The sequence below is a fragment of the Aeromonas sp. 601039 genome (assembly GCF_049174415.1).
In the GTDB taxonomy this organism is placed as follows: Bacteria; Pseudomonadota; Gammaproteobacteria; order Enterobacterales; family Aeromonadaceae; genus Aeromonas; species Aeromonas veronii_A.
On record NZ_JAAKTL010000001.1, the window covers coordinates 369,462 to 391,800 of the forward strand.

At 60.1% G+C, this 22,339-nt stretch carries 24 protein-coding genes and 1 riboswitch; of the genes, 4 read left to right on the plus strand and 20 right to left on the minus strand.

Going from position 1 to position 22,339, the window contains the following annotated elements; genetic code table 11:
* Positions 1-44 precede the first annotated feature (44 nt).
* From modC to moaA, 15 genes are all read right to left on the minus strand, one after another.
* Positions 45-1,145: a molybdenum ABC transporter ATP-binding protein gene (modC, locus tag G5195_RS01625; protein ID WP_335838102.1), complete on the minus strand. Its 1,101-nt coding sequence runs from the start codon at positions 1,143-1,145 to the stop codon at positions 45-47.
* The gene (gene modB, locus G5195_RS01630; protein WP_005361814.1) at positions 1,142-1,822 is read right to left on the minus strand and encodes a molybdate ABC transporter permease subunit; all 681 of its coding nucleotides are present in this window, start codon (positions 1,820-1,822) and stop codon (positions 1,142-1,144) included. The genes modC and modB overlap by 4 nt, the downstream gene beginning before the upstream one ends.
* A 111-nt stretch (positions 1,823-1,933) precedes the next feature.
* The gene (modA, locus tag G5195_RS01635; RefSeq protein WP_202003236.1) at positions 1,934-2,662 is read right to left on the minus strand and encodes a molybdate ABC transporter substrate-binding protein; all 729 of its coding nucleotides are present in this window, start codon (positions 2,660-2,662) and stop codon (positions 1,934-1,936) included.
* Between the two features lie 87 nt (positions 2,663-2,749).
* Positions 2,750-3,223, minus strand: coding sequence for a molybdopterin synthase catalytic subunit MoaE (moaE, locus tag G5195_RS01640; RefSeq protein WP_201995903.1), 474 nt, complete (start codon positions 3,221-3,223; stop codon positions 2,750-2,752).
* A gap of 101 nt (positions 3,224-3,324) precedes the next feature.
* The gene (gene moaD / locus G5195_RS01645; RefSeq protein WP_005353453.1) at positions 3,325-3,570 is read right to left on the minus strand and encodes a molybdopterin synthase sulfur carrier subunit; all 246 of its coding nucleotides are present in this window, start codon (positions 3,568-3,570) and stop codon (positions 3,325-3,327) included.
* Positions 3,567-4,091 carry a cyclic pyranopterin monophosphate synthase MoaC gene (gene moaC / locus G5195_RS01650; RefSeq protein ID WP_421222111.1) on the minus strand — a complete coding sequence of 175 codons (525 nt, stop codon included), beginning with the start codon at positions 4,089-4,091 and terminating at the stop codon, positions 3,567-3,569. Before moaC ends, moaD begins: the two co-directional genes overlap by 4 nt.
* Before the next feature lie 9 nt (positions 4,092-4,100).
* Complete coding sequence (gene moaB / locus G5195_RS01655) at positions 4,101-4,607, minus strand: molybdenum cofactor biosynthesis protein B (RefSeq protein ID WP_064340970.1); 507 nt, start codon at positions 4,605-4,607, stop codon at positions 4,101-4,103.
* A 242-nt stretch (positions 4,608-4,849) separates the two neighbouring features.
* Positions 4,850-5,440, minus strand: coding sequence for a cytochrome c3 family protein (locus tag G5195_RS01660; protein WP_005353459.1), 591 nt, complete (start codon positions 5,438-5,440; stop codon positions 4,850-4,852).
* A gap of 11 nt (positions 5,441-5,451) precedes the next feature.
* Entirely contained in the window at positions 5,452-5,907 is a 456-nt protein-coding gene (locus G5195_RS01665) for a nitrate reductase cytochrome c-type subunit (protein WP_005334452.1), read from the minus strand.
* Positions 5,907-6,782: a quinol dehydrogenase ferredoxin subunit NapH gene (gene napH, locus G5195_RS01670; protein ID WP_335838099.1), complete on the minus strand. Its 876-nt coding sequence runs from the start codon at positions 6,780-6,782 to the stop codon at positions 5,907-5,909. Before napH ends, G5195_RS01665 begins: the two co-directional genes overlap by 1 nt.
* Complete coding sequence (napG, locus tag G5195_RS01675; RefSeq protein WP_236767173.1) at positions 6,779-7,516, minus strand: ferredoxin-type protein NapG; 738 nt, start codon at positions 7,514-7,516, stop codon at positions 6,779-6,781. The genes napH and napG overlap by 4 nt, the downstream gene beginning before the upstream one ends.
* 16 nt (positions 7,517-7,532) lie before the next feature.
* Positions 7,533-10,022 (minus strand): nitrate reductase catalytic subunit NapA, encoded by a 2,490-nt coding sequence (gene napA, locus G5195_RS01680; RefSeq protein WP_040065199.1) that lies wholly within the window; start codon positions 10,020-10,022, stop codon positions 7,533-7,535.
* A 101-nt stretch (positions 10,023-10,123) separates the two neighbouring features.
* Positions 10,124-10,378, minus strand: a complete 255-nt coding sequence (locus tag G5195_RS01685) for a chaperone NapD (RefSeq protein WP_031227438.1) — start codon at positions 10,376-10,378, stop codon at positions 10,124-10,126.
* A gap of 29 nt (positions 10,379-10,407) precedes the next feature.
* The gene (napF, locus tag G5195_RS01690; protein ID WP_139410607.1) at positions 10,408-10,950 is read right to left on the minus strand and encodes a ferredoxin-type protein NapF; all 543 of its coding nucleotides are present in this window, start codon (positions 10,948-10,950) and stop codon (positions 10,408-10,410) included.
* 239 nt (positions 10,951-11,189) lie between these two features.
* The gene (gene moaA / locus G5195_RS01695) at positions 11,190-12,185 is read right to left on the minus strand and encodes a GTP 3',8-cyclase MoaA (RefSeq protein WP_041202199.1); all 996 of its coding nucleotides are present in this window, start codon (positions 12,183-12,185) and stop codon (positions 11,190-11,192) included.
* Positions 12,173-12,313: riboswitch (molybdenum cofactor riboswitch) on the minus strand. It overlaps the preceding gene by 13 nt.
* Before the next feature lie 78 nt (positions 12,314-12,391).
* On the opposite strand from moaA, the gene narQ reads away from it, so the two are divergent.
* The 3 genes from narQ to G5195_RS01710 all read left to right on the plus strand — a co-directional run bounded on the left by narQ (position 12,392) and on the right by G5195_RS01710 (position 15,421).
* Entirely contained in the window at positions 12,392-14,104 is a 1,713-nt protein-coding gene (narQ, locus tag G5195_RS01700) for a nitrate/nitrite two-component system sensor histidine kinase NarQ (protein WP_005334468.1), read from the plus strand.
* Positions 14,104-14,742, plus strand: coding sequence for a two-component system response regulator NarL (narL, locus tag G5195_RS01705; RefSeq protein ID WP_005334471.1), 639 nt, complete (start codon positions 14,104-14,106; stop codon positions 14,740-14,742). Before narQ ends, narL begins: the two co-directional genes overlap by 1 nt.
* A gap of 103 nt (positions 14,743-14,845) precedes the next feature.
* Entirely contained in the window at positions 14,846-15,421 is a 576-nt protein-coding gene (locus tag G5195_RS01710) for an LON peptidase substrate-binding domain-containing protein (protein ID WP_201937094.1), read from the plus strand.
* A gap of 249 nt (positions 15,422-15,670) precedes the next feature.
* On the opposite strand, the gene G5195_RS01715 is transcribed toward G5195_RS01710, so the two are convergent.
* Both G5195_RS01715 and G5195_RS01720 read right to left on the minus strand, forming a co-directional pair.
* Positions 15,671-17,767 (minus strand): ATP-binding protein, encoded by a 2,097-nt coding sequence (locus G5195_RS01715; protein WP_421235765.1) that lies wholly within the window; start codon positions 17,765-17,767, stop codon positions 15,671-15,673.
* Positions 17,768-17,798: 31 nt separating this feature from the next.
* Complete coding sequence (locus G5195_RS01720; protein WP_139407088.1) at positions 17,799-18,983, minus strand: FIST signal transduction protein; 1,185 nt, start codon at positions 18,981-18,983, stop codon at positions 17,799-17,801.
* 113 nt (positions 18,984-19,096) lie between these two features.
* On the opposite strand from G5195_RS01720, the gene G5195_RS01725 reads away from it, so the two are divergent.
* Positions 19,097-20,011: a gluconeogenesis factor YvcK family protein gene (locus G5195_RS01725; RefSeq protein ID WP_139407086.1), complete on the plus strand. Its 915-nt coding sequence runs from the start codon at positions 19,097-19,099 to the stop codon at positions 20,009-20,011.
* Between the two features lie 39 nt (positions 20,012-20,050).
* Here G5195_RS01725 and G5195_RS01730 read toward each other — a convergent pair whose 3' ends face one another.
* The 3 genes from G5195_RS01730 to lpcA all read right to left on the minus strand — a co-directional run bounded on the left by G5195_RS01730 (position 20,051) and on the right by lpcA (position 22,230).
* Complete coding sequence (locus G5195_RS01730; protein ID WP_005353511.1) at positions 20,051-20,386, minus strand: Hpt domain-containing protein; 336 nt, start codon at positions 20,384-20,386, stop codon at positions 20,051-20,053.
* Between the two features lie 291 nt (positions 20,387-20,677).
* On the minus strand, positions 20,678-21,487 hold the full coding sequence (locus G5195_RS01735) for a class II glutamine amidotransferase (protein WP_421222103.1): 810 nt from the start codon (positions 21,485-21,487) through the stop codon (positions 20,678-20,680).
* 164 nt (positions 21,488-21,651) lie between these two features.
* Entirely contained in the window at positions 21,652-22,230 is a 579-nt protein-coding gene (gene lpcA, locus G5195_RS01740; RefSeq protein WP_005334485.1) for a D-sedoheptulose 7-phosphate isomerase, read from the minus strand.
* Positions 22,231-22,339 lie beyond the last annotated feature (109 nt).

The following is a 22,339-nucleotide window of genomic DNA, read 5'->3' on the forward strand; positions in this document are numbered from 1 at the left end:
TTGTTATGTCACCCGTGGTTATCCTGCCACGGCACGGCGCCCAATCAGCCTTCGCTGACCAGACTCACCGCCTTGATATAAGCGTAGAGCTGCTGCTCCGGCGCCAGCGCCAGCCGCCTGGCGGAGCGGCTGGTGATCCGGGCCAGCAGTATCTGCTGACCCAGCGCCAACTGCAACAGGGTCTGGCCGGGGCGCACCTCGCGCACCGCCAGCAGACGGGTGACGAGACAGTTGGAGAGACTGGAGTGCTCGATGGGGGTGGTAGCGATCACCACATCGCGCCCCGCCACCTTGATCTGCAAGGGACCGCTCTCGTCCGGCACATGGGTCATGGTGACCCGCAGCTGCTGCTCACCGAGTTGCAGGGTCGCCATCTGCTCGTCGTCATCATAGTGGGCCAAGGTGGCATTCAGCATCACCCCGGCATCGTCGCGACTGGCAAGCGAAAGGTCGGTGCGGGCGAAGATTTCGCTCGGCCTGCCTTGTGCCTCGACCCTGCCACTTTCCAGCAGCACCAGCTGATCGCAGAGCAGGCTCACCTCCTCCATGGCGTGACTGACGAAGATCATCTGGATGCCGCTCTCCTGCTGCAACCCCTTGAGCACATGGGCCTGATGGATGCGGCTGCGCCGATCCAGCGCCGAGAAAGGCTCATCGAGCAGCAGCAGATCAGGCTCGGCCAGCAGCGCCCGCCCCAATGCCACCCGCTGGCGTTGACCGCCAGAGAGGGCATGGGCAGGCTGCCCCAGCAGATCGGCAAAACCGAGCCGAGCCGCCAGCGCTTCGGGCTGCCAGCGCCCTCGCCCCTTGCGGGCCGCCAGTTGCAGATTGCCAAGCACCGTCAGATGGGGGAAGAGGCGTGAGTCCTGAAACACCAGCCCGATCCGGCGCGCTTCGGGCAGCAGTTGAGCATACTCCCGATCGCGCCACAGCAAGCGATCCCCGTTTTGGCGATCGAGCCCGGCGATGATGCGCAGCAATGTGCTCTTGCCACAGCCCGAGGGGCCGAACAGGCCGAGGATCCCCCCCAGCTCGAGGGTCAGTGCGCAGTCGAGGGTAAAAGGGCCAAACTCGCGCCAGGCATGGAGGTTCAGGACATGGCGGTGCGGCACGTTCACTGACGGCATAGTGGCGGGCTGGTTCATCCAAACACTCTCCGCTGTCTACGCTGCAACACCCCGTAGACCAGCACCAGCATTACCAGCGAGAAGGCCATCAGGCCGCCCGCCAGAATATGGGCGTTCTGGTAGTCCATCGCCTCCACATGATCAAACAGGGCGATGGAGAGCACCTGGGTTTCGCCGGGGATATTGCCGCCAATCATCAACACCACGCCAAACTCCCCCAGGGTATGGGCAAAGCCCAGCGCCGCCGCCATCACAAAGCTCGGCAGGGTCATCGGCAAGATGATGTGGAAGAAGCGTTCCAGCGGGCCGAGCCCCAAAGTAGCGGCGGCCTCCAATTCCTTGTTGCCCATGTTGACGAAGGCGGAGGTGAGCGGCTGCACTACGAACGGCAGCGAATAGAGGATGGAGGCAAACAGCAGGCCGAGAAAGCTGAAGGCGAGCGGGGCACCAAAGGTGTCGCGCCACCAGGCGCCGAAGCCATATTCGGGGGAGAAGGCGAGCAGCAGATAAAAACCCAGCACTGTGGGGGGCAGCACCAACGGCAGTGCCACCAGCGCCTCCACCAGCGGCCGCAGCCGGTTCTGACTGCGCGACAGCCACCAGGCCAGCGGCGGTGCCAGCAACAGCAAAATCGCTGTGGTGCAGGCCGCAAGCTTCAGGGTGAGCCAGACCGCCAGCAGATCCCCTTCACTCATTGCCGACCTCCCGGTTGATAAATGCCCCCAACAGCATGGTATCCATCCTTATTGCAAAGAGTGGCCGACCCGAAGGCCGACCACTCAGGGTATCGCATCAGGCCCATCCCCTTATTGGGGCAAGGCATAACCCGCTGCCTTGATCTGCGCCTGACCCGGCCCCTTGAGCCAGGCCACCAGCGCCTCGACCGCGGCGCCTTTCTTCAATACCAGCCCCTGCTGCTCGATGGGGGGATAGAAGCTCGCAGGCACAGCCCAGGCTTCGCCAGTCTTGCCCGCCTCAACCAGATTGGCCCAGGCGACAAAGCCCAGTTCAGCATTGCCGGTGTCGACAAATTGCCAGGTCTGGCCGATGTTGGCGCCGGTCAGCAGCCGGTACTGCTTGGGATCGATCTTGAGATGGGTGAGGGTCGCCATGGCAGCAGCACCATAGGGGGCGGTACGGGCATTGGCGATGGCGAGGTTGCCTTTCCAGCTACGCAGGGTCGCCTCGTCAGGGGCCGGCCCTCCCTTCTTCCAGAGCCCCAGCTGGCCGATGGCGTAGGTGAAGCGCTCACTCCCCTTGCCCTCTTTTTCCAGCTTCTCGGGGGTCGCCGCATCGGCGGAGAGGAAGAGATCGAACGGTGCGCCGTGACTGATCTGGGTGTAGAGCACTCCGGTGGCGGCAGACGAGATGGCCAGGGTGTGGCCGGTCTTGGCGGTGAACTCCTTGCCGATACGATCTATGGTGCCCTTGAAGTTGGCCGCCACGGCCACTTTCACTTCATCGGCCTGCACGACACCGGTATGCAAGGTGGCGGCGCAGACTCCTACGATGACAACAGATAACAGCGGTTTCATTCCCTTTCTCCTGATGGGGCCCGCACATCCGCGCCCCTTGGCGGGGCCGTGGTTCCCGTTGAACCTGCGCCCCTCGTGATGAACAGGTCAGGCTTGCCAGCGGGCAGCGGCCGCGTTGTCGCTCTCCTTGGCCTCGACCCAGCGTTGCACACCCTCGGCGGTCAGCTCTTTTTTCCAGAACGGCGCCCGGGTTTTCAAGAAATCCATGATGAAGTGACAGGCGTCAAAGGCGGCGTCGCGGTGGGCACTGCTCACCGCCACCAGCACGATCTGATCGCCAAGCCACAGCTCGCCGATACGATGAATGAGGGTACACTCCTGCAGCGGCCAGCGGCGGCGGGCCTCCTGCACGATATCGGCCAGCGCCTTCTCGGTCATACCGGGGTAATGCTCGAGGGCAAGCCCCTTCACCTCCTCCCCCTGATTGAAGTCGCGCACCTTGCCAACAAAAGTGACGATGGCGCCACTGTCGGCGCGGGTGGCGAGGCGGGCATATTCGTCCGCCAGCGAGAAATCCTCACGCTGCACCAGAATGCGGTCTGTAATGGCTACGTCGTTCATGGCTCAGCCTCCGGTCGTTACTGGAGAGAAAGTGAAGAAGGCCACTTCGTCACCACCGCACAGCTCAGTGGTGCGATCCACGGTCATTATCTCGCTCATCCTTAACCTCCGGTCACCGGCGGGAAGAAGGCCACCTCATCGCCATCGTTGATGGGGGTATCGAGGGGCACCAGGGTCTGATTGACCGCGACCAAGAGCTTGCCTGCTTCCAGCGCCAGCGCCCACTTGTCGCCGCGTTCACAGAGCGCCGCACGCAGTTGTTCGGCGGTGGCATAGTCGCAGGGCAGGCTCAGCTCATCGCAGGCCACCAGCTCTCTTACTTGCGCAAAAAACAGTACCTTGATCATGCTTGCTCCCCGCTATTTGACCCCAGCTGAAAATGGCCGGACTTGCCGCCCTTTTTCTCTACCAGCCGCACCTGTTCGATCACCATGTCCTTTTGCACCGCCTTGCACATGTCGTAGATGGTCAGCGCCGCTACCGACGCGGCGGTCAGCGCTTCCATCTCGACACCAGTCTTGCCGGAGAGCTTGCAGAGGGTGCGGATATGCACCTTTTGCTGCTCGGGCAGCGGCACTATCTCCACCTCGACTTTGGTCAAGGCCAGCGGATGGCAGAGTGGGATAAGATCGGAGGTCTTCTTGGCGGCCATGATGCCGGCGATGCGGGCGGTAGCGAACACGTCACCCTTGTGGTGCTGGCCGTTCAGGATCAGCGCCAGCGTCTCGGGGGTCATGGCAACAAACGCCTCGGCACGGGCTTCGCGCTCGGTCACCTGCTTGTCGGTCACATCCACCATATGGGCTTCACCGCTCTGGTTCAGATGCGTCAGGTTGGGCTGGGTCTGCTTGGGATCGGTCTGGTTCATCGTTTGCTCTCAGAGGTGGGAGACAAAGTTGCACGGCTTGGTGCGGGCATCGAGCTGATCGCGGATCAGTTGCTCCCAACCCAGCTGGCAAGCGCCGGTGGAGCCGGGCAGACAGCAGATCAGGGTGCGATTGGCGAGTCCCGCCAGCGCACGGCTCTGCATGGCGGAGCCTTTAATCTCGGCAAAAGAGAGTTGACGGAACATCTCGCCAAAACCCTGTACGGTGCGCTCGAACAGCACACCGACCGCTTCCGGTACCCGGTTCTGTTCATTGAAGCCGGTACCGCCGTTAATCAGTACCACCTGCACCCCCTCATCGGCGATCCACTCGCTCACCTGGGCGCGGATGCGAAACAGGTTGTCGGGGCAGAGCGCCCGATCGGCCAGCTGATGGCCCGCGTCGGTAAGGGCCGAGACCAGATAGTCGCCCGAGCTGTCATCGGCGGCGGTGCGGCTGTCGGAAACCGTCAGCACGGCGATCTTGAGGGGAATAAATGCGTTGTGTTTCTGTCCCATCGGGCAGCTCCTTGTGGCTATGGGCCGTCAACGAGGCAGGAAGAGAAGGGGTATGAGAGGCCAGCTGTCAGGGCGCAAAAACTGATGCAGACAGAGGTGACCAACTTGCTCAAGCGTGTGACGGCGGGCTGATTCTATCAAAGGTTTCACGAGATATGGGATTTAAAAGACACACAAATCTGATGCTTGTCCCATATATGAACAAAACGCAGGCCGGGCAAACCCGGCCTGTCGTCGCAGGATCAGAATCCTTTCACCCCGGTCATGTCGGGCAGCTGGTGAGCAATCCCCTTGTGACAGTCGATGCAGGTACTTTCACCACTGGCCAGATTGGTAGAGTGCATCTTTGCGGCACGCTGCCCCTGCAGGGAGAAGTCCATGTACTCGAAGTTGTGGCAGTTGCGGCACTCGCGCGAATCGGTCTCTTTCATCCGCTGCCACTCTCGCTCCGCCATCTCGCGCCGGTGCGACTCGAACTTCTCACGGGTATCCACCTTGCCGGTGATCATGCCCCACAGCTCCTTGGAGGCCTGCACCTTGCGGATGATCTTGTAGGTCCACTCGTGCGGTACGTGGCAATCCGGGCAGCTGGCCCGCACGCCGGAGCGGTTGGCGTAGTGGATGGTGTCGCGGTACTCCTCGAACACGTTGTCCTTCATCTCGTGACAGCTGGTGCAGAAGGCCTCGGTGTTGGATGCTTCCATGGCGGTGTTGAAGCCACCCCAGAAAATCACGCCACCGAAGAAGCCCATCAGCAGGATGACCCAGAGAGCCGCCTTCGATGGTGACTTGAAGGTGGTCCACAGACGCTGGATAAAGCCGGGTAATTTCATCTATGGATTCCTCAGTTCAGCGCTTCAACCGGTTTAAAGGTATTTTCCACCAGCGGCTTGGCATCCGCTTGCGGTACATGGCACTGCAGGCAGAAGTAGCGACGCGGCGACACTTCACCCAGGGTCAGGCCGTCGCGGGTCTCGAAGTGAGTCGGACTGATCTTGGGGGCCTTCATGGCGCTGGCATTCTTGAAGCTGTGGCAAGCCAGGCACTTGTTGACCTTGGTATCCACCTCATAGTTGCGAATGTCGTGGGGGATCAGCGGCGGCTGATGCATGTACTGGCGATCGTAGGGCGCGCCATCCTTACGGAAGTTTTTCAGGGGTGCGGCGGTGGCATCGGTCACCAGATCGGTGGCGCCACGCTCGGACTTGAGGCCACCGGTACTGTTGGTGATCTCGGGGGCCGCTGCCATCAAGGATCCCGCCATCAGGCAGGCCAGCATTGCTCCAATCAGCTTTTTCATTATTTGTTCTCCGACGTTTTTTCTGCCTTGACGGCAAAACCTACAGTGATTTCAAAAACTTGTTCCGCGCAGACATCGATGCAGCGGCCACAGTTGGTACACTCCTGAGCCGCAATCAAGGGCCCGTGACCGCGCTTGGCACCGTGAACAGGCCCGCGCAGGATGGGACGCTCCGGGCAAACCGCATAACAATCCATGCAGTTGTTGCACCGCTCGCGCCCCTTGGCAGAAATCTTGATAAACCCGACCCGGTTGACCAGGGCATAGAAGGCCCCCACCGGACAGAGATGACCGCACCAGCCCCGCTCAACCACGAAAAGATCGAACAGGAATAGCGCCACCAGCAGGGCCCAGCCAGCCCCCATGCCAAACAGCAGACCGCGCATGGCGAGCGACACCGGATTGACCAACTCCCACGCCATCACCCCGGCCACCGCTGGCACCACCAGCACCATGGCCAGCAGCCAGTAGCGGGTCGCACGGCTGAACTGGCCATTTCCCTTGAGGCCAAGTCGCCCCCTGAGCCAGGCTGCTGCATCCGTGATAAGGTTGACCGGACAGACCCAGGAGCAGAACACCCGCCCCCCCACCAGCCAGTAACCGGCCAGCACAATGGCAGCCCCCAGCCAGAGGGTGGTGATGGGCCAGTGGCCCGCCGCCAGCGACTGCAACAGCGTAAGGGGATCGGTCAGCGGCATTGTTTCCAGCAACAGCGAGCTGGAGAGGTTGCCCTTGAGGATCCAGACACCCGCCAGCGGCCCCAGCAAAAACAGCCCGAGCACACTGAACTGACTCAGCCGACGCAACAGTAGGAAGCGGTGGGAACGCCACCACCCCAGCTTGATGCGAGCCTCTTCCCCCGGATAACGACTCATAACCCCTCCGGTTTGCGGGTGGGCAGGGTGAGTCTGTCGCCGATGAGCGACTTGTTCCCCGCCTTGGCCTTCTCTTCCCAGCCGAGCCGGTAGTGATGACCCAGCTCACCTTTGGCAAGCTGGCGTGGCACCACCTTGATGGCGGCCTCCTCCAGCACGCAGGCATGCTCGCACTTGCCACAGCCGGTACAGACATCGCTGTGTACCGTGGGCAGGAACATGGCATGCTTGCCGGTGCGCTGGTTATGCTGCAGCTCAAGAGTGATCGCCTTGTCAATCAGCGGGCAGACCCGATAACAGACATCGCAGCGCAGACCCAGATAGTTGAGACAGGTCTCGTGATCGATGAGCACTGCCACCCCCATCCGGGCCTGATCGATGTCGGTCATCTGCTGATCCAGCGCCCCGCTCGGACAGGCCACCACACAAGGGATGTCATCACACATCTCGCAGGGCACGGCACGCGCCTTGAAATAAGGGGTACCGGTGGTCACAGGGTCAAACAGCCGGGCGAGCTTGAGGGTGTCGTAGGGGCACGCCTCGACGCAGAGCCCACAGCGCACGCAGGCGCTGAGGAACTCTGCTTCATCGAGAGCGGCGGGCGGACGCAGCGCCTGGGCAGGCACAGCTTGCGCCTGCTGGCGGGCCACGCCACCGAGCCCCGCGCCAAGCAGGCCCACACCGCAGGCCCCCTTGGCCATGTCGGCCAGAAACTGGCGACGACTACGACTCATCTCGTACTCCCCCGCCTTAAGCCTTCATCACCTTGACGGCGCACTTCTTGTAATCGGTCTCTTTCGAGAGCGGATCGGTGGCGTCCAGGGTCAGCTTGTTGACCAGCTGGCTGGCATCAAAGAAGGGCATGAAGACCAGTCCTTTCGGCGGACGGTTGCGACCACGGGTCTCGACACGGGTCTTCACCTCGCCACGGCGGGAAGAGACGATCACCTCTTCACCACGGCGCACGCCGCGAGCCTTGGCATCGTCCGGGTGCATGAAGAGCACCGCATCCGGGAAGGCGCGATAAAGCTCGGGCACCCGACGGGTCATGGTGCCGGTGTGCCAGTGCTCCAGCACGCGGCCGGTGGAGAGCCACAGATCGTACTCTTTATCCGGCGACTCGGCGGCGGGCTCGAACGGCAGGGCGAAGATGACCGCCTTGCCATCTGGCTTGCCATAAAAACGCACCCCCTCGCCCGCTTTCACATAGGGGTCGAACCCTTCACGGTAGCGCCACAGGGTCTCTTTGCCATCTACCACAGGCCAGCGCAGACCGCGCGCTTCGTGGTACTGATCGAACGGTGCCAGATCGTGACCGTGGCCACGACCGAAGGTGGCGTACTCCTCGAACAAGCCCTTCTGGACGTAGAAACCGAAGTGCTCGGCTTCGTCGTTCAGCATCCCCTTGCTCTGCTCTTTCGGGAACTGGTTGACCTGACCGTTGGCATAGAGCACGTCAAACAGGGTTTTGCCCTTTACTTCCGGCATCTTGGCAATCAGCTCAGCCGGCCACACTTCCTCGACTTTGAAGCGCTTGGAGAACTCCATCAACTGCCACAAGTCGGACTTGGCCCCTTCCGGCGCTTTTACCTGCTGGTGCCAGAACTGGGTGCGGCGCTCGGCGTTGCCATAGGCCCCCTCTTTCTCCACCCACATGGCGGTGGGCAGGATGAGGTCCGCTGCCTGGGCAGTGACGGTCGGGTACGGGTCGGAGACCACGATAAAGTTGCGCGGATCGCGATAGCCAGGCAGGCGATCGGTATTCATGTTGGGGCCGGCCTGCATGTTGTTGTTACACATCACCCAGTAGGCGTTGAGCTTGCCGTCCTTGAGCATGCGATCCTGCAGCACAGCGTGGAAACCCACCTTGTCGGGAATGGTCCCTTCCGGCAGTTTCCAGATCTGCTCGGCAATGGCGCGGTGTTTGGGCTCGGTCACCACCATGTCGGCAGGCAGACGGTGGGCAAAGGTACCCACTTCACGCGCGGTGCCACAGGCAGAGGGCTGGCCGGTCAGTGAGAAAGGACCATTACCCGGCTCGGAGATCTTGCCGGTCAGCAGGTGGATGTTGTAGCAGAGGTTGTTGGCCCAGACGCCACGGGTATGCTGGTTGAAGCCCATGGTCCAGTAAGAGACCACCTTCTTGCCCGGATCGGCATAGAGCTTGGCCAGCTTTTCCAGCTTCTCTTTGGAGACGCCGGAGAGCTTGGAGACCGACTCCACATCGTAATCCGCCACGAACTTGGCAAACTCCTCGAAGGTCATCGGAGTGGCATCGCCGCTGTCCGGGTTCTTCGCTTTCTGCTGCAGCGGATCGGTCGGGCGCAGGCCGTAACCGATGTCGGTGGCCCCCTTCTTGAACACTGTGTGCTTGTTGACGAAGTCCCAGTTCACCTTGTCATTCTGGATGATGTAGTTGGCGACATAGTTGAGGATCGCCAGATCGGTCTGCGGGGTGAACACCATGCCGTTGTCCGCCAGCTCGAAGCTGCGGTGCTCGAAGGTCGAGAGCACGTGCACCTGCACATCCGGGTTGGAGAGACGGCGATCGGACATCCGCGACCAGAGGATGGGGTGCATCTCGGCCATGTTAGAGCCCCACAGCACGAACGCATCGGCCTGCTCGATATCGTCGTAACAGCCCATCGGCTCATCCATACCGAAGGTACGCATGAAGCCAACGACCGCAGAGGCCATGCAGTGACGGGCATTGGGGTCAATGTTGTTGGAGCGGAAACCGGCCTTCATCAGCTTGGCGGCAGCATAGCCTTCCCAGACGGTCCACTGGCCGGAGCCGAACATGCCGACGGCGGTCGGCCCCTTCTCTTTCAGGGTCGCCTTGAACTTCTCGGCCATGATGTCGAACGCCTGATCCCAGCTGATGGGGGCGAAGTCGCCATCCTTGTCGAACTGGCCGTTCTTCATCCGCAGCATCGGCTGGGTCAGGCGATCCTGGCCGTACATGATCTTGGAGAGGAAGTAGCCCTTGATGCAGTTGAGGCCACGGTTGACCGGCGCATCGGGGTCGCCCTGAGTCGCCACGACCCGACCATCCTGAGAGCCCACCAGCACGGAGCAGCCGGTACCGCAGAAGCGGCAGGGAGCCTTATCCCAATGGATGGCAGTCTTGTCGGTACTGGTGATGAGATTGGCTGCCAGCGTGGGGGCACTGACACCGGCCACGGCAGCGGCAGCTGCCACCGCGTTGGCCTTCATAAAGTCGCGTCGACTCAGCTTCATGGCATATCCTCACATTGCTTATCGCGTAATAGTTGTCGAATCTGTCGAACGGGAGCCAGCCATCAGCGGCAGAGGGCACGCCCGGCATCCCATCACTCTTTTCAGTGACCGCCCAGTTCATCGAACTGGTGGTAAATCAGGGCGGCAGAGAGCACACCCGGCATCGCCTGTATCGCATCAATGGCCGCCATGATCGGCCGCTGGCTCGGACCTTCCAGGGTCACGACCAGCTTGCCCTCGTCACTGACGGCGTGGATCTCGGCCCCTTCAAGGGCGCCAATCTGCTCGGCGAGCTGATGGCGCAAGGGGGGCTGGGTCAGCACCACCAGACTCGATACATGGAACTCCTGATCCATTGTGGCTTCTGTGTCACACGGCTTCTGACTCATTCTGACTCCTGCTTGAGGGTGGACTGGCTCGTAACACCGGATGGGGCGGCTCGCCCATCGACCTTGATGCTGCCAACCGGACAATCCTGCACGCAGGCGCCGCAGCCATTACAGCGATCCGGCTCGACCGTCGGGGTGGGCACACGCCCCAGCACCGGAATAAAGCGAATGGCATTGGGCTCGCAGCTGTCCTGACAGCGCTGGCAAAACACCTGACCATTGGCCAGACAGTTGGCCTCGATATGGGCCTTGTAGTGCCAGGGGGACTCGCTGGTCGGGCGAAACAGCGGCACCTTGCAGACCGTGACGCACTCGGTGCAGAAGGTGCATTCGCCACGCTGGAAATCGACCACCGGAAAACCGCCCTCGCCATTCACCAGGATCTGCTCCGGACAGGCGGCCAGACAGTCCCCGCAGCGGGTACAGTCGGCGACAAATGCCGACCAGTTGACTGACCAGGGCAACTGCACCGGCGGTTCGGCGGTTCTCAGCCGCCCCCGGAACAGGCCGCGGCGGGCAAGATCGATCTCATCCGGCATGTTGACTCCTGTTCTGGTGAAAAAGGGGACAGTGCGAGTCCATGATTGGCATTCTTGATACCAATTATAAGAGTGGGTGTATATTGCGGCCCTGACAAGGTAAGGGATATACCACCAGGGAGATAAACAGGGGGGATTCTTGCGCCAGATCAAAGCCTTGCAGCGCAATAAAAATGGAGGTATCGGTTAAAATACCTCCATGTGAGGATTGCTATTTAATCGTTGGCGATTTTTTGCGGTTATCCGCCGATCGAGGCGAGATGAGGGGTGATACCGGCATTGCCCTCATGGAGACGATGGGTAGCACTCTTGCCCGCCAGTGCCGCGCGAATGCGCTGTTGCAGCTCATCAGATTGCCCATCTGCGCCGAGCAGATCCCGCAAGTCGATGCCGTTGTCGCCAAACAGGCACAGATGCAGCTTCCCCAGCGAGGAGACCCGCAGCCGGTTGCAACCGGCACAGAAATCCTTGCTGTAGGGCATGATGAGCCCCACCCCACCTTGCGAATCGGGGTGCATAAAGACCTGCGCCGGACCGTCATCCGTGCCCCGCAACTGCTGCACCCAGCCGCTCTCCAGCAAGCGCTGTTTGATCTGTTCGCCGCTGACATGGTGGTCACGAAACAGGGTATCCATCTCGCCGGTCTGCATCAGCTCGATAAAGCGCAGCTCGATGGGCTTGTGTCTGATCCAGCCCAGAAAGGCATCGAGCTGGTAGTCGTTGAGCCCCTTGAGCAGCACAGCATTGATCTTCACCGATTTGAAACCGGCGGCCAGTGCTGCTTCGATCCCCTCCATCACTTCGGCCAGCTTGTTCTCACCGGTGATCTGGTGAAACTGGCGCGGGTCGAGACTGTCGACACTGACATTCAGCGCGTTGAGTCCGGCATCAAACCACTCCTGGGCCCGCTCCTTGAGGCGATAGCCGTTGGTGGTCATGGCGACCTTCTCGATACCCGGGGTGGTGGCAATCACCTTGACGATCTCGGTGAAATCGCGACGCAGGGAGGGCTCGCCCCCCGTGATGCGCACCTTGCGGGTGCCCATGGCGGCAAAACCGCTGACCACGCGGCGGATCTCGTCAATCGAGAGAAAGGGTTGACGCCCCGCTTTGTGGCCTTCCGGGGGGCGATAACCGTCAGGCAAACAATAGGTGCAACGGAAATTGCACACATCGGTCACCGACAGACGCAAATAGTAAAAACGACGGGAAAAACCATCTTCAAGTGGCAACATAAACACCTTTCCAAATACGGGAGGCCAGGGCATTTCTTTCCTGACCCTTACAGCTCGAACGTCGGCTGACGGCTGGTTTTCCCCTATCGCTAGGACTTAGGCAAAACCGCTCGGAGTTCATCTAGTTTTTCGATGCTAACACAAGTTGGAGTACACTCCCACGCATCTTGCGGGGTCCTTATCACTATTCAGAGGTGCGCATCAGTATGGGAAAACGGTTCAGGGTCCATTCGGTCAGCAGTGCCATTGGCCGCGCCATGGTGTTGATCCTCTTCATGGCCAGCCTGATCGCGCTGGTCGCCATGGTCACCCTCTTCTACTCGGTACCCGATGCCAAGGCGATCAACCTCTCCGGTTCGCTGCGGATGCAGGCCTACCGGATGGCCTATGAAATCGAGCGGGGCGACAGCGTGTTGGGGCGCCTCTCCCAGTTTGAAGAGACCCTGCACGCCGAAGAGCTGCAGGAGACCCAGCGCTGGATCACGCCTGCCTCCCTGCGTCGCACCTATGGCGAGGTGCTCGGCCAGTGGCAGGTGATGCGCCAGCACATCGAGGATCGCACTCCCAGACGGTACACCGATAACACCGAGCAGTTTGTGGCGGCCATCGACAATTTCGTCAATCAGATGCAGTACCACGTGGAATTCAAGGTGCGGATGCTGGCGCTTGCGGAGGGGCTCGGCCTGCTGGCCATCATCACCATCGCCTGGTTTACTGTGCGCTTCACCCGCCAGCAGGTGGTCGCCCCCCTCAACCAGCTGGTCTACTGTGCCCGCCAGATCCAGCGGCAGGATTTCGATCTTAAGCTGCCCGCCCACGGCGAAAACGAGCTGGGGGAGCTGTCGCGCGCCTTCGTCACCATGGCCGATGAGCTGGGCAAACTCTATCGGGAGCTGGAGAACAAGGTGGAAGAGAAAACCGCCAAGCTGCAACAGGCCAACGACACCCTCTCGTTTCTCTACTCGACCGCCCAGAAGCTGCACGCTGCCCCGCTCAGCACCCGTACCCTCATCAAACTGCTGGACCGCGCCGCCGCCCACCAGCATATCGACCACATCCGGCTGACCCGCTTCGAGCACAACGCCATGCCGGTCTACATCTCGGGGCGCACCGGCTGGCCCGGCGATCTCGATGCGGTCGCAAGCTTTTATCTGCAGATGGATGAGCAGGAGTTCGGCCGCCTCGACATCATCAGCCAGCACCCCATCGATGAGCGGTTGATTAAAAACTTCACCATGCTGCTGGCCCAGGTGCTGCACAAAGACCAGACCCTGCTGCAACAGCAGCGACTGCTGCTGATGGAGGAGCGGGCGGTGATCGCCCGGGAGCTGCACGACTCGCTGGCGCAGGCCCTCTCCTACCTCAAGATCCAGTCCACCCTGCTCAAACGCTCTTACGCCAAGGGGCAGCATGACAAGGCACAGGAGGCGATGCAGCAGATCGACGAGGGACTTAGCAATGCCTATACCCAGTTGCGCGAACTGCTCGGTACCTTCCGTCTCACCATTGGCGATGCCAATCTGGGGGAAGCGATCCGCGTCATGCTTGATCAACTGCAGCCTCAGACCCAGGCCGAAATCCGGTTCCATTACGGACTGGCCGACAACGACCTGGAGGCGGGCCAGCATATCCACATTTTGCAGCTGATCCGTGAGGCAGTGCTCAATGCCATCAAACATGCCAACGCACAAGTGATTGATGTTAGCTGTGAGACCCTCGCCAGTGGTAACATTGAGGTTCAGATTTCAGATGACGGTGTCGGGATCGGACTCGCCAGCTCGGCGATCAACCATTACGGTTTGAGCATCATGAACGAGCGCGCCAGCAAACTGCACGGTCTGCTGACCATCAACGAGCAGCAACCACAAGGCACCTGCGTGCATCTGACCTTTCCCACCAGTCTAGCGAGAGACGCCTGATGGACGAGATGAAATACACAGTTCTGGTCGTAGATGACCATCCCCTCATGCGCAAAGGGATTGTGCAGTTGCTGGCTCTGGAAGAGAACATGGAGGTGACCGGTGAAGCCTCCAACGGCACAGATGCCGTGGCGCTGGCCAAAGAATCAGAGCCGGATCTGATCCTGCTCGACCTCAACATGAAGGGGCTCTCCGGCCTCGATACCCTCAAAGCGCTGCGGGCCGAAGAGATCACCTCCCGGGTAGTGATCCTCACCGTCTCCGATGCCCGTCAAGATGTGGTGGCCCTGCTCAAGGCGGGTGCCGATGGCTACCTGCTCAAGGATACCGAGCCTGATCTGCTGCTGGCCCAGCTGGCCGACGTGATGACCGGTAAGCAGATCCTGAGCGAACCGCTACGCCCCTATCTCGAAAACATCTACGAGCTGGATCACCTGCAGCAGAAGCTGGAAAGCTTAACGCGTCGCGAAATGCAAATCCTGCGCGAAATTGCAAAAGGCCTCTCCAACAAACAGGTCGCCTCGGTACTCCATATCTCCGAGGGAACGGTCAAGGTTCACGTGAAGAGCCTGCTGAAGAAACTCGAGGCGCAAAGCCGCGTGGAAGCGGCTGTCATGTATCTGGAGCAGCGCAACTAAGCGCCCTCAACCGCCCGAAAAGCCACCCTCCGGTGGCTTTTTTCATTCTCTGGCACAGTCGCTGCATTGTCATATTCAGCAACTACTCAATGGAGGATGGAACATGAAACTACAACCTTTGGCACTGTTCCCCTTGCCTTCCCACATACTGCCGGGCGGCAAGCTTCCTCTGCGTCTGTTCGAGCCACGCCACCTGCAGATGCTCAAGGAGTCATTCATCAACGATCAGGGCTTTGGCATCGTGATGGAAGAGTCGACCACCTCGGGACAATCCGGCCGCATTCTGCCGGTGGGCACCCGGGTCAAGGTGACTGACTTCTACAGCCTTAATGATGGCCTGCTGGGAGTGACGGTGCTGGGACTGGAGCGCTTCTGCATCCACGAGATGGAAACAGACGAGATGGGCCTGCGCCGGGCCAAGGTGGAGATGCTGCCCAACTGGCCGAGCACCCACTCAGATTTCAACGACAAGCTGCTGGTCAATCGCCTGAGGGAAGTGTTCGAGCAGTATCCAGAGCTTGATGAGCTCTATCCGGACAAGCGCTTTGAAGATGCCGCCTGGCTCTGCCAACGCTGGCTCGAGATATTGCCGATGCCAATTTATGAAAAGCAGATGCTGATTGCCAAACAAAACAGCGAAGCAGCCCGTAAATTCCTGCATCGCCTGATTTCACAATGACAAAAACAGCGTTGCAAAATGCAATTATTCCAACAATGAAAATGTGAAATTCGCATTTTGCGAGTAAGTAGGAACGCAAAACGCCATAACAAGAGAGAGCCGCTGCGCTAAACGGCCAAAATTGAACACAAAAGAGTCCCATAAAAGTTGGCACAGATTTTTCATATAGATTGATACAACCCGATTTATCCCGTGCTCTCTTCAGTATTTGCTGAAGAACTGGTCAACCCACAAAGTTGACCATTTTTTTTATCCGCGCGTCGGCAACCGCTGACCAAAGTGACGCTGCAAACACTCTCTCAACCGTGACAAGGTGATAGGCTTGGCGAGAAAGTCATCCATCCCCTGCGCCAGACAGCAGGCCTTATCCTCCGCCATCGCATTGGCTGTCAGGGCGACGATAGGCATGGTGCATCCCAACTCACGCAAGCGCCGGGTGGCTTCCAGTCCGTCCATCAGGGGCATCCGCATATCCATCAGGATCAGATCCGGGAGCTGCTCATCCACCTGTGCCAGCGCCTCCAGACCATTGGCTGCCAGCCGTACCTTGCCCACCAGTTTTTGCAGCATCAGCGACACCACCAACTGATTCACCGGGCTGTCCTCCACCACCAGCACATCCAGTGGCAGCAGTGCCGAAGCCCCCTCCTCCCGCTGCGGCTGGCTATGGCAGGGTAGCGCCATGCCGGGCAGTTCGAACCAGAAACAGCTTCCCTTGCCCGGCTCGCTCTTCAGGTGGATCTCTCCCCCCATAAGCGTCACCAGACGCTTGCTGATGGCAAGACCGAGACCTGTACCGGAAAAACGCCGGGTGGCCGAGTTGTCGACCTGGGAGAAGGGTTCAAACAGCAGCGCCTGATCCGCATCAGCGATCCCGATCCCGGTGTCGGAGACCGAGATCAGCAGCTTCTCATCCTGCCAACCCAGGTGCAGTGTCACCTGCCCCTGCTCGGTAAATTTGAGAGCGTTGTCCAGCAGATTGCCCATCACCTGTGACAAACGCATCGGATCCCCCTGCAACTCCCGAGGAACCGACTCATCGACCCGATAAACCAGCGCGATCCCCTTGGCGGTCGCGCGAGCTTGCAGCGGCTCGACCAGAGATTGGCAAAGCTGGACGGGTTGCAGGGTCTCGCAGTGAAACACCAGGGTTTGCGACTCGATTTTCGAAAAATCGAGCACGTCGTCGATGATGGTTTGCAGCAATCTGGCCGAGTGGGTGGCATGGCGCAGCAGGCTCTGTTGCTCCGGCGCCAGCTCGGCATGCTGCACCAGATCGAGCATCCCCAACACCGCATTCATGGGCGAACGGATCTCGTGGGTCATCATGGCCAGAAACTGGGACTTGGCACGGTTGGCCGCTTCAGCCTCATCCCGTGCCCGCGCCAGCTCCTCTTCCCGGCGGATCTGGTTGCTGATATCCCGGGCAGTGCCACGATAACCGATAAACTGGCCATCATGGTCAAAGCAGGGCTCGGCGCTCACCTCCATCCAGCAGGGGCCGTGTTGCAGCGCAACCTGCATCCGCACCCCTCGCACCGGCTGGCGCAGCTCCAAAAGCTGCAGGTATTTCTGGGCATCGCAGCTCTGCTTGTTGCAGACGTAGTCATAGAGGGTCGGCCGGGTCGCCTGCGGGGTCATCTCATCCAGATAACCCGGCTCTGAGGCGTAACTAAGGCGATGCTCGGCATCTGTCTCCCAGAACCAGTCCGAAGCCATGGCGGCGAAGCTGCGAAAACGGCGTTCGCTGGCCTGCAACGCTTCGGTTTTTACCGCAACCTGCTCCTGCAAGCGGGCCCGATAGGTGATGTTGACCAGCGCCTGGGCGATGAGCGGACGGCAACGCTCCATGGCGGCCTTGCTGGTGAGATCGAAGGTGCCCGCCCGAGCGTGGCGGCAGATGAGGGTGGCGGTAAAACCGGGGGCCTGCAGCCCGGTCAGCATCACGCTGGCCCAGCCCGGCTCACTCGCCAGCGGCGCCAGCTCAGGCAACTGGAACGGGTCATAGATCACCAACGTCTCTCCGGCAATGGCACGAGCAAAGGCCGGGGTCATCAACCAGCTGCGACCGCACTGTTCCGGCTCGGTACTGAGGTGGGTGATGCCCTGTTCCCCACTCCAGGCCACCACATCCGCGTGCTCAAAGCCGATAAAGGGTTTGAGCACCTGGATAAGGCTCTCCAGCACCTGCTCCAGCGTCTTGGCATCGGCGAGGGTGGCAACGCCCCCCAGCAGAGTCTGGGACTCGTGACGATACTTGGCCTCGCGCTCGCGGCAACGCATAAGGTCGACCAGCGTGGTCTGCAATTTGTCGCCGAGGGCTTCCAGTTCACTGTTGCCAATCATCTTGTTGCCTGCTCTGTTATGTTCTGCCGACTCAACGGGTCAGGAAAATCACGCTCGATACCATCAGGTTGCCGTGGGCCAGCTCGCCATTGGGCAGCCGCCCCTGCTCGCCGAAGGTAAAGGGGGTGATAAAGGGGATCTTGCCGAGGCGAGCCTGGCTCTGCTCGACAAATTGGCACAACATATCACCTAGCGCCAAACGACAACCAGCACAAAAGATGATGAGCGCGCCGATAGGCTGCAATTCCACGTCGACCCCATACCCTGGCTCGATACGCATGGCATTGAGGCTGCGCTGCAGCAACCCTTCCTGACTGCTGTACATCAACAGCAGACGCTCCCCTTGCACCACATCGGTAAAGAGCCGCAGCCCGCCCTGTTCGGTCACCGCTTCGGGATGGGAGAGTTTGTAGTAAGGAATGCCATCCAGTGCTCCCACCTGACGAGCCAGCGGGGTGAGCGTGGTCTCGCGCAAAATAGCCCCCACCGGCCAGGGCTGCTCGCGCCCGCACCAGCGGGCATAGACCTCGGCAGCAGGCTGGTGATCGATGGTGAGTACCTCCCGCCCATTGCAGGCTGTGATCTCGCCGCTGAATTCGGCAGGCACATAACCGGAGTGAAACTGAAAAGCCAGCTGGCAATCGGGATAGAGCACCGCCAGACCGATGCCATCCTGAGCCACCGCCTCATCCCAGCAGAGCTGCCAGTCACCGCTGACACTGTTATCTGCCGCGGACCCACCGACCACCGGCACCGAGGCACCGAGTTCTGCCTCGATTCCGGCCAGCAGCCCCTCCTCCTTGCCGGGACTGGCATGAAACAGGATCAGCTGGGGCAGCTCGCCCGGTCGACCACAATCGCTCATGGCTCGGCGCAGCAACTGCCGCACATCCACCCCGTCACCGCTGGCACCGGCTACCCCGAATGCCCCTTTCTCATCGTACAGGGCAGCAACGGCCAGCCCATATCCGTCTCGGGCGTGGTGTCCCATCTCGGTCATGACGCCACCGCAAGAGCTGCACCCAAGCAGGCGGGTCGTCGGGAACTGGCGTTTGAGCGCGTCGCGCAGTATCGCCCCCTCATGGGCTTGGGTAAAATAGAGTAACAGCAGGGAGGGGGCCTGATCGGCATGGTGGCGCAGCTGCGCGCAGATATCTTGGGCCGCCAGCGATGAATTCTGGGCGAGGGAGTGAACGGTCAGAAATTTCAACACCATCTCCTTGTTTTATCGAATGGCAGCCTCAAGCAAAAATCATACCTTTATCAAACAATTATCTCGCTTCGCTTGCTAACATAGCGGTCAACTGAGACCAATGACAGGACGCCCATATGTGGCAAAAAAACATCAATGACTTCGATCGGGTCGTTGCCATCGGTGGTGGCCACGGCATGGGACGAGTGCTTTCGTCCCTCTCGTTTCTCGGTCAACGGCTCACCGGCATCGTCACCACCACAGATGATGGCGGCTCGACCGGACGCCTGCGCAAGAGTCAGGAGTGCATCGCCTGGGGCGATCTGCGCAACTGCCTGAACCAGCTGGTGACCGATCCCAGCATCGGCAGCCTGTTGTTCGAATACCGCTTCGCCGGCAAAGGCGAGCTGGCGGGTCACAACCTTGGCAACCTGATGCTGCTGGCGCTCGATAATCTCTGTGTCCGTCCTCTTGATGCTATCAAGCTGATCAGTGACATGCTCAAAATCGAGTCACAATTGCTACCCATGTCTGAATTTCCCACCGATCTCTGCGCCCATATGGAGTGTGGCACCCAGATCCTGGGAGAGGTATCCATCGATCAACTGACAACACCGCCCCTCTCCCTCGGCCTGATGCCGGAGGTGCAAGCGACTCGGGAAGCGGTGCTGGCACTGCAGCAGGCGGACATGATCATTCTTGGGCCGGGCAGTTTTCTCACCTCCATCATGCCGCCACTGCTGCTGGCCGAGCTCGCCCAGGCCATCAACGAGAGCAGCGCCATGCTGGTTTTCATCTGCAATCTGGTGGCGGAAAACGGCCCTGCCAGTCAGCTGGACCTGATGAGTCAGTGTCGCTGGCTGGAGTCCCGGGTCGGTCAGGGTCGGCTGGATGCCATCCTGGCCCCACAAGGCGCGGGTGATGCGGGGGACTGGCAAGGGCGTGTGATCGAAGCCGAGCTGGGCGAGCTTGAGCTGCCCCATCGACACGATCGGTTGAAGCTGAAACTGGCGCTGGACCGAATAATCCAGCAACTGCTCAACCAGCGTTAGGCAACGGTCACGGCGCCCCGGCATCCCTGCATTGCGCCGTTACTGATAATCGGCAAGAAACGCGAGCACCTGAGGCAAGGAGGCCTCCAGCAGTTGCAACTGGCGCTCTGCCTCGGCCACATCCGCCTGCTTGCTGGCCATCTCCAGCGCCATCACCTGCTGATAGCTCGGCATGGCGCCGTAGCTGCCACAGGATGATTTCATGCTGTGCGCCACCCGAGCCAGCGCCTCCCACTCCCCCTGCTCATAGAGGGGTCTGAGCTGACTCAGCTGCTCGCCCACCTCTTCAATAAAGACTGCGATGACCACGGGCAGCATATCCGGACCGATATCCTCTGCCAGCTGCTGCAACACCTTGCGATCCACCCACTCCATGCGAGGCTCCTCCTGAACGGTATTCAAACAGACCATACTATAGATAGTTTTCGATGTCGTGGCTCACGACCAGGCTGTGATGAAGCACCCGATTGGATGGCTCAGGGAATAAAGTGGCAAAAAATGTGATCAGTATCGAAATAGCGATGCTGAAACGCCCGTCAAGACAACAACTTGATTGCCACAAATTAACAATTGATCAACACTCAATGCCGTCAGAGTGATGATGCTCAGCAACACCTCTCATCCCTTTTGCCTTTTATGGCTGCTGCGAAGAACCAGGGTAGGTATCTACCCTGGTATTTTTTTATCTTGCTCAAGCGCGACCTGGTTGGTCGCCACCCGCTCCCCCATGCGAAACAGATTGAATTCGCCGGGCGCCATTTTGACCCAATTCTCATTGCCGGTCAGCGGACGGGTGGTGATCAGGGTCACCACATCGTTGGGGGTGGTCTCGCTTTGAAAGTCGATCACCACCTCCTCATCCAGCAAACTCGCCTCGCCAAAGGGTGCACAGCGAGTCAGCCAGTGCAGGTTGTTGCTGCAGTAGCTCATCACATACTCCCCGTCCGAGAGCAGCATGTTGAATACCCCAAGCCCCCTGAGCTCATCACACAAGGTGGCCATATAGCGAAACATGGCGGGAAAGTTTGCAGGACGCTTGGGGTACTTCTGCTCCAACCGGTCGAGCAGCCAGCAGAAGGCGTGTTCGCTGTCGGTATCCCCTACCGGACGGTGGCGACCGGTTGGCAGCTTCTTGTAACCGGTCAGCTGACCGTTGTGGGCGAAGGTCCAGTAACGGCCCCACAGCTCACGGGTAAAGGGGTGGGTATTTTCCAGTGACACGCAGCCACGGTTGGCCTGCCGAATGTGGCTGACCACGGCGCAGCTCTTGATGGGCAGCGCCTGTACCAGTCTGGCGATGGGAGATTGGGCGCTGGGCTCGGGATCCTTGAAGGTGCGAAAGCCCTTCCCTTCGTAAAAGGTGATCCCCCAGCCATCCTTGTGGGGCCCGGTCTTGCCGCCGCGCAGCATCAACCCGGTAAAGCTGAAGCAGATATCGGTCGGCACATTGGCACTCATGCCGAGCAGTTCGCACATATCCGGCAGACTCCTTTCATGATTTGGCTTGTGTCATGTTCGACCAGCACGCTGGTTCGACAGACAGCAGGGGAAGGCGCAATCCCTTCCCCTGTGACTGGCAACAACCGGCCGATGGCGAACCATGCTACCGGCGTTGCCCTTGTCTGGTAGTGACAGCCTGATTACTTGGCCATCTCTTTTTCGACCAGCTGGATCAGGATGTGGATCACCTTGATGTGCACTTCCTGAATACGGTCGGCATAGCCAAAGTGCGGAACCCGGATCTCGACATCCGCCAGACCTGCCATCTTGCCGCCATCCTTGCCGGTCAGGGCGATCACTTTCATCCCCTTGGCGCGAGCAGCCTCGATGGCTTTCAGGATATTGCCGGAGTTGCCGCTGGTGGAGATACCAAGCAGCACGTCGCCACGGCGGCCGACCGCTTCTACGTAACGGGAGAAGACATAGTCATAGCCAAAGTCGTTGGAGACGCAGGAGAGGTGGCTCGGATCGGAGATGGCGATACCGGCGTAACCCGGGCGGTTCTCGCGGTAACGACCGGTCAGCTCTTCGGCAAAATGCATGGCATCGCAGTGGGAGCCGCCATTGCCGCAGGAGAGCACCTTGCCCTCTTCTTTGAAAGAGTCAGCCAGCAGTTTGGCGGCCGCTTCGATGTTTTTCAGGTTCTGCTCATCAGCCAGGAAGGCCTGCAGCACGCTGGCAGCTTCGGTCAGTTCATTGCGGATCAATTCTTGGTACATGATGTCTCTTCCACTGTTTTTAGTGTGCGTGTAGATCGCGGCTATTCTCGCACAAGCGAATCGCACAGTCGCCCCCCTGCGAGCCACAGCCCTGGCGGCGCGTGAGCGT

What these genes read in the sequence shown, in the direction of transcription:
- modC (WP_335838102.1), bottom strand. Translation starts at nt 1,145, where the DNA reads ATGAACCAGCCCGCCACTATGCCGTCAGTGAACGTGCCGCACCGCCAT.
- modB (WP_005361814.1), bottom strand. Translation starts at nt 1,822, where the DNA reads ATGAGTGAAGGGGATCTGCTGGCGGTCTGGCTCACCCTGAAGCTTGCG.
- modA (WP_202003236.1), bottom strand. Translation starts at nt 2,662, where the DNA reads ATGAAACCGCTGTTATCTGTTGTCATCGTAGGAGTCTGCGCCGCCACC.
- moaE (WP_201995903.1), bottom strand. Translation starts at nt 3,223, where the DNA reads ATGAACGACGTAGCCATTACAGACCGCATTCTGGTGCAGCGTGAGGAT.
- moaD (WP_005353453.1), bottom strand. Translation starts at nt 3,570, where the DNA reads ATGATCAAGGTACTGTTTTTTGCGCAAGTAAGAGAGCTGGTGGCCTGC.
- moaC (WP_421222111.1), bottom strand. Translation starts at nt 4,091, where the DNA reads ATGAACCAGACCGATCCCAAGCAGACCCAGCCCAACCTGACGCATCTG.
- moaB (WP_064340970.1), bottom strand. Translation starts at nt 4,607, where the DNA reads ATGGGACAGAAACACAACGCATTTATTCCCCTCAAGATCGCCGTGCTG.
- G5195_RS01660 (WP_005353459.1), bottom strand. Translation starts at nt 5,440, where the DNA reads ATGAAATTACCCGGCTTTATCCAGCGTCTGTGGACCACCTTCAAGTCA.
- G5195_RS01665 (WP_005334452.1), bottom strand. Translation starts at nt 5,907, where the DNA reads ATGAAAAAGCTGATTGGAGCAATGCTGGCCTGCCTGATGGCGGGATCC.
- napH (WP_335838099.1), bottom strand. Translation starts at nt 6,782, where the DNA reads ATGAGTCGTTATCCGGGGGAAGAGGCTCGCATCAAGCTGGGGTGGTGG.
- napG (WP_236767173.1), bottom strand. Translation starts at nt 7,516, where the DNA reads ATGAGTCGTAGTCGTCGCCAGTTTCTGGCCGACATGGCCAAGGGGGCC.
- napA (WP_040065199.1), bottom strand. Translation starts at nt 10,022, where the DNA reads ATGAAGCTGAGTCGACGCGACTTTATGAAGGCCAACGCGGTGGCAGCT.
- G5195_RS01685 (WP_031227438.1), bottom strand. Translation starts at nt 10,378, where the DNA reads ATGGATCAGGAGTTCCATGTATCGAGTCTGGTGGTGCTGACCCAGCCC.
- napF (WP_139410607.1), bottom strand. Translation starts at nt 10,950, where the DNA reads ATGCCGGATGAGATCGATCTTGCCCGCCGCGGCCTGTTCCGGGGGCGG.
- moaA (WP_041202199.1), bottom strand. Translation starts at nt 12,185, where the DNA reads ATGTTGCCACTTGAAGATGGTTTTTCCCGTCGTTTTTACTATTTGCGT.
- narQ (WP_005334468.1), top strand. Translation starts at nt 12,392, where the DNA reads ATGGGAAAACGGTTCAGGGTCCATTCGGTCAGCAGTGCCATTGGCCGC.
- narL (WP_005334471.1), top strand. Translation starts at nt 14,104, where the DNA reads ATGGACGAGATGAAATACACAGTTCTGGTCGTAGATGACCATCCCCTC.
- G5195_RS01710 (WP_201937094.1), top strand. Translation starts at nt 14,846, where the DNA reads ATGAAACTACAACCTTTGGCACTGTTCCCCTTGCCTTCCCACATACTG.
- G5195_RS01715 (WP_421235765.1), bottom strand. Translation starts at nt 17,767, where the DNA reads ATGATTGGCAACAGTGAACTGGAAGCCCTCGGCGACAAATTGCAGACC.
- G5195_RS01720 (WP_139407088.1), bottom strand. Translation starts at nt 18,983, where the DNA reads ATGGTGTTGAAATTTCTGACCGTTCACTCCCTCGCCCAGAATTCATCG.
- G5195_RS01725 (WP_139407086.1), top strand. Translation starts at nt 19,097, where the DNA reads ATGTGGCAAAAAAACATCAATGACTTCGATCGGGTCGTTGCCATCGGT.
- G5195_RS01730 (WP_005353511.1), bottom strand. Translation starts at nt 20,386, where the DNA reads ATGGAGTGGGTGGATCGCAAGGTGTTGCAGCAGCTGGCAGAGGATATC.
- G5195_RS01735 (WP_421222103.1), bottom strand. Translation starts at nt 21,487, where the DNA reads ATGTGCGAACTGCTCGGCATGAGTGCCAATGTGCCGACCGATATCTGC.
- lpcA (WP_005334485.1), bottom strand. Translation starts at nt 22,230, where the DNA reads ATGTACCAAGAATTGATCCGCAATGAACTGACCGAAGCTGCCAGCGTG.